Below are 9799 nucleotides of genomic sequence, written 5' to 3'. Positions count from 1 at the left end.
TGCGCGCAGGACAACATGCAGGTCGCCAACTGCACGACGCCGGCGAACTACTTCCACATCCTGCGCCGGCAGATGAAGCGCGACTTCCGCAAGCCGCTGATCCTGATGACGCCGAAATCGCTCCTGCGCCACAAGCGCGCGACCTCCGATCTTTCGGAGCTCGCCGGCGACACGACGTTCCACCGCCTCCTGTGGGACGACGCCGAGATGAAGCCGAACTCGGTCACGGTGAAGCTGAAGAAGGACAAGGACATCCGCCGCGTGGTGCTGTGCACCGGCAAAGTCTATTACGACCTTCTGGAGGAGCGCGAGAAGCGGGGCATCGACGACATCTACCTCCTGCGCGTCGAGCAGCTCTATCCGTTCCCGGCGAAGGCCCTGATCAACGAGCTGTCGCGCTTCAAACAGGCCGAGATCGTCTGGTGCCAGGAGGAGCCCAAGAACATGGGCGCCTGGAGCTTCATCGAGCCCTATCTCGAATGGGTGCTCGACCGCATCGGCGAGACCAAGCGCCGCGCCCGCTATGCCGGACGCCAGGCTGCCGCCTCGCCGGCCGTCGGCACCATGTCGAAGCACATGGCCCAGCTCGAAGCCTTCCTGGAGGAGGCACTGGGGGACGCGTCGGCCTGACGGCCGCCTCGTCCTCGCCTTCCCCCGCACCCCCATTCCAGACGAGATCTTGAGATGAGCACCGAAGTCAAAGTCCCGACCCTTGGCGAATCCGTCACCGAGGCCACGATCGGCCAGTGGTTCAAGAAGGCGGGCGACACCGTCGCGCAGGACGAGACGATCGCCGAGCTCGAGACCGACAAGGTCACGGTCGAGGTTCCGGCGCCGGCCGCCGGCGTCCTGTCGGAGATCCTCGTCAAGGAAGGCGAGACGGTCGAGGTCGGCGCGCTGATCGCGGTGATCGGCGAGGCGGGCTCCGCGGGCGCGTCGGCGCCGAAGTCCGAGGCGCCCAAGGCCGACGCGCCGAAGGCGCCGGAGCCCGCGGCGACGCAAGGCTACGGCAACGCGTCCACCGCGCCGGCCACGCCCGCAAGCGGCGGCGCACAGGGCGACACGAGCCCCGCGCCCTCGGCCGCCAAGCTGATGGCCGAGAAGAACCTCTCGGCGTCCGACGTCGAGGGTTCGGGCAAGCGCGGCCAGGTGCTGAAGGGCGACGTCCTCGACGCGATCGCTCGCGGTCCCTCGGCCCCCGCGCCGGCACAGGCCAAGGCGCCCGCCGCCTCGCGTCCGGCCTCCTCGGCCGACGACGCTTCGCGCGAGGAGCGCGTGCGGATGACCAAGCTCCGCCAGACCATCGCGCGCCGCCTCAAGGACGCGCAGGACACGGCGGCGATGCTGACCACCTTCAACGAGGTGGACATGTCGGCGGTGATGTCGCTGCGCTCGAAGTACAAGGACATCTTCGAGAAGAAGCACGGCGTGAAGCTCGGCTTCATGGGCTTCTTCACCAAGGCGGTGACACACGCCCTGAAGGAGATCCCGGCGGTGAACGCCGAGATCGACGGCACCGACATCATCTACAAGAACTACGCCCACGTCGGCATGGCTGTCGGCACCGACAAGGGCCTCGTCGTCCCGGTCATCCGCGACGCCGACCAGATGTCGATCGCCGAAATCGAGAAGGAGCTCGGGCGCCTCGCCAAGGCGGCGCGCGACAACCAGCTGACCATGGCCGACATGCAGGGCGGCACCTTCACGATCACCAACGGCGGCGTCTACGGCTCGCTGATGTCGACGCCGATCCTGAACGCCCCGCAGTCGGGCATCCTCGGCATGCACAAGATCCAGGAGCGCCCGATGGTGGTCGGCGGCCAGATCGTGATCCGGCCGATGATGTACCTTGCGCTGTCCTACGACCACCGCATCGTCGACGGCAAGGAAGCCGTGACCTTCCTCGTGCGGGTCAAGGACTCGCTGGAGGATCCGGAGCGTCTCGTCCTCGACCTCTGAGACCACGAACACCCGGCGCCGCCCGCGAAAAGGGGCGGCGTCGGCTTCCGACCGGGCAGGGGGATTCCACCGGGTCGAACCGCCGCCGTTGTTTCACGTGGAAAAGGGCGGCCCCAACATTGGACGGGTGTCCCGTCCCGAACGCCTCGAGCCAGGAGCGCCCCGATGTCTGCCCGCGTGATGATCGTCACCGGTGGCTCGCGCGGGATCGGCGCGGCGACCGCGCGTCTTGCCGCTGCGGCCGGCTATGCGGTGCTGGTGAACTACGCCGCCAACGCCGAGGCGGCCGAAGCCGTGGCCAGCGAAATCCGTGCAGCCGGCGGGCGGGCGGGGACGGTGCGCGGCGACGTTGGCTCGGAAGCCGATATCCTGCGTATCTTCGAGGCGGGCGACCGGATGGGCCGGCTCGCGGTGCTGGTCAACAATGCCGGCGTCGTCGACCAGCCCCGGTCGGTCGCCGACATGGACCTCGCGCGGCTCGAACGCATGTTCCGCATCAACACGATCGGCTCGTTCCTCTGCGCCCGCGAAGCCGTGCGTCGCATGTCGACCACGCGGGGCGGCGAGGGGGGCGTGATCGTCAACCTCTCGTCGGCCGCCGCCAAGCTCGGCGCGCCCGGCCAGTTCGTCGACTATGCCAGCGCCAAGGGCGCGATCGACACGTTCACGGTCGGCCTCGCCAAGGAGGTCGCGACCGAGGGCGTGCGCGTCTGCGCGGTGCGCCCCGGCATCATCGAGACCGACATCCATGCCTCCGGCGGCCAGCCGGACCGTGTGGCGCGGATGACGCCCGACCTGCCGATGCGCCGGCCGGGCAGCGCCGAGGAGGTCGCGCGCGCGATCCTCTGGCTGGCGTCCGACGAGGCGAGCTATTCCACCGGCGCGATCCTCGACGTGTCCGGCGCGCGGGCGATCCTGCCGTGACGGGGCGCGTAGTGCTCGCCCTGGTGCTGGCGACCGGCGGTGCGGCGGCGGCCGAGCCGCCGGCCTATCGCGACGACCGCTCGACGCCCGAAGCGGTGATCGGATCGCTCTACAATGCCATCGAACGGCAGGAATACCTGCGCGCCTGGTCGTATTTCCGCGAGGAGGCCGCCAAACCCTTCGACGCGTTCGCCGCCGGCCATGCCGACACGCGCCATGTCCGGCTGAAGCTCGGGACCGCGACCGGCGAGGGCGCGGCGGGTTCGACCTACTACCGCCTTCCTGCGGTCGTGGAGGCCGAGACCGCGTCGGGAACGCGCGTCTATGCGGGCTGCTACGAGCTGCGCCTCGTCCAGCCGGCCGCGCAAGGCGAGCCGCCGTTCCGACCGATGGGAATCTCGGGCGCACGCCTCGCCGCGGTCGACGAGAGCTTCGATGCAGCGACGGGGCGCTGCGACACGGGGGCGACGCCATGACCGCCCCGGTTTCCTTCGCGCGCGCGCGTCCCAACTCCTTTGGCGAGAGAGGCGCAAGGCGCCTCCCAGCAAAGGTCCGGTCCCGATGACGTCGCTTCCCCTCGAACTCACCCTTCTCGGCTGGTCCGTCGTGCTCCTCGTCGTGCAGATCATGCTGCAGGGGCACTTCGTGACGCGCGAGCGCGGCCGCGACTGGAACGCCGGCCCGCGCGACGGCGAGGCCAAGCCGCTCGGCACCATGGCCGGGCGCGCGACGCGCAACCTCGCCAACTTCCAGGAAACCTATCCCGCCTTCGTGGCGCTCGCCCTCGGCCTCGCCGTGTCGGGCCGCACCGGCGGCATCGGCGCATGGGGCGCGGCGCTCTGGTTCGTCGCCCGCATCGCCTACGTGCCCCTCTACCTCAAGGGCGTTCCCTACGTGCGCAGCATCGCGTGGGTCCTCTCGATGCTGGGCCTCCTCCTGATGCTGATCCGCTTCCTCTAGACATCCAACGACCGGAACCATCCCATGTCCGACACTTCCTCCTTCGATCTCGTCGTCATCGGCTCCGGCCCGGGCGGCTATGTCGGCGCCATCAAGGCCGCCCAGCTCGGCCTCAAGGTCGCCGTGGTGGAGAAGCGCCAGACCTATGGCGGCACCTGCCTCAACGTCGGCTGCATCCCCTCGAAGGCGCTCCTCCACGCCTCCGAGATGTTCGCGGAAGCCAACCACTCCTTCGCCGACCTCGGCATCAAGGTGACGCCTGAGCTCGACCTGCCGACCATGCTCGGCCACAAGGACAAGACGGTGAAGGCCAATGTCGACGGCGTCGCCTTCCTGTTCCGCAAGAACAAGATCGAGGGCGTTACCGGAACGGGCCGCATCGTCAAGGCCGGCGAGGTCGAGGTGACCGGGCCGGACGGGGCCAAGCGGACGCTCCAGACCAAGGCGATCTGCATCGCCACCGGCTCGGAGGTCGCGGGCATCCCGGGCGTCAGCGTCGCCTTCGACGGCGAGACGATCGTCTCCTCCGACCACGCGATCGCGCTCGCCAAGGTACCCGCCTCGATGGTGGTCGTCGGCGGCGGCGTGATCGGGCTCGAGCTCGGCTCGGTCTGGTCGCGCCTCGGCGCGCGCGTGACGGTGGTCGAGTATCTCGACAAGATCCTCGGGCCGATGGACGGCGAGGTCTCCGCCCAGTTCCAGAAGCTTCTCGTCAAGCAGGGCTTCACCTTCAAGCTCGGTGCCAAGGTGACGGCGGTGGAGAAGACGGGATCGGGTGCTTCCGTGACGTTCGAGCCCGCCAAGGGCGGCGCCGCCGAGACGCTGGAGGCCGAGGTGGTGCTGGTCGCGACCGGCCGCCGCCCCTTCACTGAAGGGCTCGGCCTCGACGAGGCGGGCGTTGCCCGCGACAAGGCCGGCCGCATCGAGATCGACGCGCACTACCAGACCAACGTGCCCGGCATCTACGCGATCGGCGACGTGGTGAAGGGCCCAATGCTGGCGCACAAGGCCGAGGACGAGGGCATCGCGCTCGCCGAGATCCTCGCCGGCCAGAAGGGCCACGTGAACTACGGCGTCATCCCGTCTGTGGTCTACACCTCGCCCGAGATCGCCTCCGTCGGCAAGACCGAGGAGGAGCTGAAGGCGGAAGGGCTGGACTACAAGGTCGGCAAGTTCCCGGTGATGGCGAACGGGCGCGCCCGCGCCATGCTCCACACCGACGGCTTCGTGAAGGTGCTGACGGACGCGCGCACCGACAAGGTGCTGGGCGGCCACATCGTCGGCTTCGGCGCCGGCGACATGATCGCCGAGATTTCCGTCCTGATGGAGTTCGGCGGCTCGGCCGAGGATCTCGCGCGCACCTGCCACGCCCATCCGACCCTGTCGGAAGCCGTGCGCGAGGCGGCCTTCGCGGCCTTCGCCAAGCCGATCCACGTCTGATCGCACGCGCGATCGGCATTGGAACGAGAGAGGGGCGGCGCATCCGGTGCGCCGCCCCTTTTCATATCAGAGCGTCAGGCGTTTCCGCCGGCCCAGAAGCCGCGGTCGAGGGGCAGGCGCGCCACCTCGCGCCGCTCGCCGTCGAGGACGCGGGCATGATCGCCCCATTCGTCGGCAAAGCCCGAGCGCGTCAGCACCTCGCGCACCGCGCCCACGGCCTGTTCGTCGGTCACCGCGTTGAGAGCGTCGTGGAACGGGCCCGGCACCCAGGCCGACCCGTCCACCCGTCCCGTTTCGATCCGGTATCGCGACATCCGTTCATCCTCCCGAGATGGTTGACGACAGGAGTGTGAACCCATCGGGCGCGGCTGTCACCTTTCCAAATCGTCAGGAACGGCGCCCCTCGACGCAGCGGCGGTAGGCGCGCGCGCCGTCGCGCTCGGCCTGCGTGCGCGCGAACGCATTGGCCCCGAAGCCGTCCTCGTTGTCCGAAAGGTTCTCGTAGGTGTTGCGGGCCGTCTGGTCGGCGTAGTTGTCGCAGCCGCGCCGAACCGGCGGGCGGTAGGACGCGGGCGCGAGCCCGAGCACCGGCGCCACGGTGGGGCGCCCGTCGAAGGCGGGACCGTCGACCGCGGTGCAGCCGGACAGGGCGAGGACGGCAAGGAGGGGCAGGGAAAGGCGCATGGCGGATCTCCGGAACCGGGAGCGCGCCGCGGGCGGGATCGGCCGGCCGGCGCGCGCTTCCATCAGGGTCGGAGAACGCCGGCGGTCGGGGCCCGTTCCTCCGGCCCGCGCGCGGCCAGGGTCAGTCGGCGCGCGTGACGGTCCATCCGGCGCGCCGCAGCGCCGCCACGAGGCCGGTTTCGCCGGGCAGATGCAGCGCACCGACTGCGACGAAACGCCCGCCCTTTGCCAGGAACGGCTGGAGCCGTTCGGCCATCAGCGCATTGCGGCGATGGACGACGCGATCCTCGAAGGCCTGTGTCACGGCGAGCGAGGTCGCCGCATCGGTCCCGGACGGCAGGGCCTTTTCCGTCGCGGGTCCGATCAGCGCGATCTGCCCCTTGAGGTAGAGATCGATCATCGTCTCGAAGAGGTCCGGCATGCGGTCGACGAGCACGACGCTGGCGACGAGATTGTCGGCCTGGAGATCGAGCGGCATCGAGGCCAGCGCCTCGAGCTGCTCGGCAGCGGTCTCGAGCCCGTCGAGCGGCTTGGCGGCGGCTGCCGCCCGCTCGGCGATCGCGACGTCGAGCACCTTCGCGCCCTGCGCCGTGCGCTGCGTCTCGCAGTCGGTCATCAGGAGGCCGGCGGCGACGAACCAGGGCTGGAGGCGGGCGATCGCCGCCGCCGGCGTGCCGCGTGCTTCCAGAACCGGCACGATGCGCGCCATGCCCTCCTCGCCGACGACGCCCGCCAGCGTCTGCCCGGCGGGCAGGGTGGTGAGATCGGCGCGCGACAGGAGCGTCGCGCCCATCCGCGCGGGGTCGAGGACGTCGGTGGTCTCGATAACGACGCCGTCGGCCCCGTCGAGCGCACGGTCCGCCGCATCCGGCAGATCGACAATGCGCGGGTCGGACAGGTGCATGGTGCCGAAGAGGAACGAGGGCTTCAGCCCCTCGCGCTCGATCCGGAAGAGGCGTCCCTCGCCGTTCGCGATCGCGGCGGCCTCCCGCTCCGGGCCGGCCATCTCGCCGCTCGCCACGAGATCGGGCACGAGGCTGCGGCCCTCCCGGCAGGCGGGAGCCGCGGGAGCGGGTTCCGCGGCGTCGGCTTCCGAGACGGCGGCCGCCAGGAGGAGCGCGATGCACAGGAGAAGCGGGAAGAGGTGCGGCAGCGCCGACAGGATTGCCGGCAGGAGGCCGCGGGGCGGGCGTTTCGTCATCGAGCTTCGCTGTCCCGTGCGGGTGGGGCGGATCGGCCGGCCGGTGGCCGCCTCGGCGACGACCGGTCGCCACGACCCGTCCTGACTACCCGAAGAATCCGACGAAATGCTGAAAGGCACGATCACGCGGCGGAAGCGTCACCCGGCGCGGGCCCTGCGCGCGCGCGGATGGGCGGTCTGAAACGCCTGCAGGAGACGCCCGCCGTCGACCGCGGTGTAGATCTGCGTCGAGGACAGCGAGGCGTGGCCGAGGAGGTCCTGGATGGTGCGCAGGTCGCCGCCCTTGGCAAGGAGATGCGTCGCGAAGGAGTGGCGCAGCGCATGCGGCGTCGCCGAAGCGGGCAGCCCGAGAAGCCCGCGCAGCCGCGCCATCTCCGCCTGGACGATCTGCGGCCGCAGCGGGCCGCCGCGCGCGCCCCGGAAGAGCGGCGTGCCGGCCGAGAGATCGAAGGGGCAAAGCCGGCGATAGGCGGCCACCGCCTCGAGGACGGCCGGCAGGAGCGGCACGAGGCGCTCCTTGCGCCCCTTGCCGAGGATCGTCATCGAGCGGGCCGTCTCGTCGGCGAGCGCATCGCCCTCCAGCCCCAGCGCCTCCGAGATGCGCAGGCCGCAGCCGTAGAGGAGCGTCAGCACCGCGACGTTGCGCGCGGCGATCCAGGGGCTCGACGCCATCGCGCCCGCCTCCTCGGTGACCGCCAGCGCGTCGACGACGGGCAGCGGCCGCGGCAGCGACTTCGGTTGCTTTGGCGCACGCATGGCGGCGGGACCGGCCGAGGAGGCGAGCCCCTCGCGCTCGAGATGGCGCACGAAGGAGCGGATGCCCGACAGGATGCGGTTGAGGCTGCGGGGGCCGAGGCCGTCGCGGCGACGTTCGGCGAGAAAGGCGCGAAGGTCGGTCGCCGACAGGGCGGCGAGGTCGCCGGGCTCGGCCGGGCGGCCGTGGTAGCGCGCGAGAAAGCCGATGAACTGACGCACGTCCCGCTCGTAGGCGTCGATCGTCAGGCGGCCGGCGTGGCGCTCGACGCCGAGCCGGTCGAGCCAGGCGGCCTTCAGCTGGAGGAGCGGGGCGGAGGCGGAAACCAGAAGGGGCTCTGACATGGGACGGCATCTCGCACGGCAAATCCGATGGGATCACCTGAACGCGCTTTGGTAAAGGCATCGTTGCGGCTGGACGAAGCCGCGCCTTCCCCCATCTCGCCCAGCAGCGGTCCGGCCTCCGAGCCGGCACCGGAAATGCCATGAGCCCCCCGTCCGCCGCACGCGGGCAGAGCCTGAAGGGAAGACAGATCCATGAAACGCCATGCCACCGCCATCTGGAACGGCGCGCTCGCCGACGGTCGCGGGTCGCTGACCACGCAGTCCGGCGCGCTCGACAATCACGGCTACTCGTTCAAGGCCCGCTTCGAGGATGAGAGCGGCAAGTCGGGCACCAACCCGGAAGAGCTTCTGGCGGCAGCCCATGCCGGCTGCTTCGCCATGCAGCTGTCGCACTTCCTCGCCGAGAACGGCACGCCGGCGGACGAGCTGAAGGCGCGCGCCGTGGTCGCCGTCGAGCAGGCGAACGGCGGTTTCGAGGTGCAGTCGTCGAAGATCACGCTGGAAGCGCGTGTTCCGGGCATCGAGGACGCCAAGTTCCAGGAACTCGCCGAGAAGGCGAAGGCCGGCTGCCCGATCTCGAAGGCGCTCGGCGCCATCGAGGTCAGCCTCGACGCCAAGCTGGTCTGAGACACCGGAAGGGGCCCGCCGGTCGGTGGGCCCCTTCCCTTCAGTCCCGCCGACGCTTGCGCCCGTAGAGCTCCAGCCGGTGGAAGACGATCTCGTAGCCGAGCGCGCGCGCCACCTCGTCCTGCAGCGCCTCGATGCGGTCCGACGAGAATTCGATGACGTCGCCGGTGTCGACGTCGATCAGGTGGTCGTGATGCGCCCCGTCGGCCTGCTCGAAGCGCGAGGGCCCGTTGCCGAAGGCATGGCGGTGGATCGCGCCCTTCTCCTCCAGGAGCCGCATCGTCCGATACACGGTAGAGAGCGAGATCGACGGGTCGACCGCGGACGCGCGGCGGAAGATCTCGAGCGCATCGGGGTGATCGGGATGCTCCCGTAGGATGCCGAGGATCGTGCGGCGCGGCCGCGTGATGCGTACGCCCGCCTCTCGCAGCAGCGTCTCGTAGTCCGGCAGCGGGGCGCCGTGCGGGGCGGGGCGGGGCGTCGTCATGGCGCGGGTTCATAGCCGATCGGAGGCGACGGGAAAACCGCTGGCGCGAACGAGCTCCCATGGCAGGAGAGGAGGAGCAGGTCCGCGCGACTTCCTGCAAAGGCGCTGAAAGCCTTGACGACCCGGCGAAGGGGAGGGAACGGGGAGAGATTCCACCCAATCCGACACCGCGAAAGGCTCGCAAGACACCGTCATGACGCCTGTCTGACCGCTCTGCGACGTTGTAACCTTTTGTTCTCTCTTGGTTTCCGAACTTTTTTCCGCTTGGTCGGAATTTCCCTGTTGACCTTCGTCGGTGGCTCCCCCTATAAGGCGTTCATCGACGACGGCGGTGGCGCCGGGGCGGGTTGGACGGGGTGCAGACGCACACTGGATGGTCTGCCGGGAAGTTGGGCTAGCGGTTGTGTTCCTCGGGTATC

At 70.1% G+C, this 9799-nt stretch carries 11 protein-coding genes and 1 pseudogene; 7 read left to right on the top strand and 5 right to left on the bottom strand.

Annotated elements, in window-relative coordinates; all coding sequences use genetic code 11:
- The 6 genes and pseudogenes from sucA to lpdA form a co-directional block, all read left to right on the top strand.
- Window positions 1-630, top strand: a pseudogene (sucA, locus tag QZ753_RS06885) (2-oxoglutarate dehydrogenase E1 component); the annotation flags it as partial.
- A 54-nt stretch (window positions 631-684) separates the two neighbouring features.
- The gene (gene odhB / locus QZ753_RS06880; RefSeq protein ID WP_294642196.1) at window positions 685-1959 is read left to right on the top strand and encodes a 2-oxoglutarate dehydrogenase complex dihydrolipoyllysine-residue succinyltransferase; all 1275 of its coding nucleotides are present in this window, start codon (window positions 685-687) and stop codon (window positions 1957-1959) included.
- Between the two features lie 165 nt (window positions 1960-2124).
- A complete protein-coding gene (locus QZ753_RS06875) occupies window positions 2125-2883 on the top strand; it encodes an SDR family oxidoreductase (RefSeq protein WP_294642194.1) in 759 nt (252 codons plus the stop codon).
- A complete protein-coding gene (locus tag QZ753_RS06870) occupies window positions 2880-3359 on the top strand; it encodes a hypothetical protein (protein ID WP_294642192.1) in 480 nt (159 codons plus the stop codon). The genes QZ753_RS06875 and QZ753_RS06870 overlap by 4 nt, the downstream gene beginning before the upstream one ends.
- An 85-nt stretch (window positions 3360-3444) precedes the next feature.
- Entirely contained in the window at window positions 3445-3843 is a 399-nt protein-coding gene (locus QZ753_RS06865; RefSeq protein ID WP_294642190.1) for an MAPEG family protein, read from the top strand.
- A 24-nt stretch (window positions 3844-3867) separates the two neighbouring features.
- Window positions 3868-5283 (top strand): dihydrolipoyl dehydrogenase, encoded by a 1416-nt coding sequence (lpdA, locus tag QZ753_RS06860; RefSeq protein ID WP_294642188.1) that lies wholly within the window; start codon window positions 3868-3870, stop codon window positions 5281-5283.
- A 74-nt stretch (window positions 5284-5357) separates the two neighbouring features.
- Here lpdA and QZ753_RS06855 read toward each other — a convergent pair whose 3' ends face one another.
- From QZ753_RS06855 to QZ753_RS06840, 4 genes are all read right to left on the bottom strand, one after another.
- Window positions 5358-5597 (bottom strand): hypothetical protein, encoded by a 240-nt coding sequence (locus tag QZ753_RS06855; protein ID WP_294642187.1) that lies wholly within the window; start codon window positions 5595-5597, stop codon window positions 5358-5360.
- A gap of 73 nt (window positions 5598-5670) precedes the next feature.
- Window positions 5671-5967 carry a hypothetical protein gene (locus QZ753_RS06850; protein WP_294642185.1) on the bottom strand — a complete coding sequence of 99 codons (297 nt, stop codon included), beginning with the start codon at window positions 5965-5967 and terminating at the stop codon, window positions 5671-5673.
- A 121-nt stretch (window positions 5968-6088) separates the two neighbouring features.
- The gene (locus QZ753_RS06845) at window positions 6089-7168 is read right to left on the bottom strand and encodes a TraB/GumN family protein (protein WP_294642182.1); all 1080 of its coding nucleotides are present in this window, start codon (window positions 7166-7168) and stop codon (window positions 6089-6091) included.
- A gap of 138 nt (window positions 7169-7306) precedes the next feature.
- Window positions 7307-8266, bottom strand: coding sequence for a tyrosine recombinase XerC (locus tag QZ753_RS06840; protein ID WP_294642180.1), 960 nt, complete (start codon window positions 8264-8266; stop codon window positions 7307-7309).
- 192 nt (window positions 8267-8458) lie between these two features.
- On the opposite strand from QZ753_RS06840, the gene QZ753_RS06835 reads away from it, so the two are divergent.
- A complete protein-coding gene (locus QZ753_RS06835) occupies window positions 8459-8893 on the top strand; it encodes an OsmC family protein (RefSeq protein ID WP_294642178.1) in 435 nt (144 codons plus the stop codon).
- 40 nt (window positions 8894-8933) lie between these two features.
- Here the strand turns inward: QZ753_RS06835 and QZ753_RS06830 are convergent, their stop codons facing one another.
- Window positions 8934-9380 (bottom strand): Fur family transcriptional regulator, encoded by a 447-nt coding sequence (locus QZ753_RS06830; protein WP_294642176.1) that lies wholly within the window; start codon window positions 9378-9380, stop codon window positions 8934-8936.
- Between the last annotated feature and the right edge of the window lie 419 nt (window positions 9381-9799).

Origin of the sequence: uncultured Aureimonas sp. (assembly GCF_913775355.1) — a bacterium.
Taxonomy (GTDB): domain Bacteria; phylum Pseudomonadota; class Alphaproteobacteria; order Rhizobiales; family Rhizobiaceae; genus Aureimonas.
Note: the sequence above shows the minus strand (reverse complement) of the source record. Positions and strands in the feature narration are given on the sequence as shown.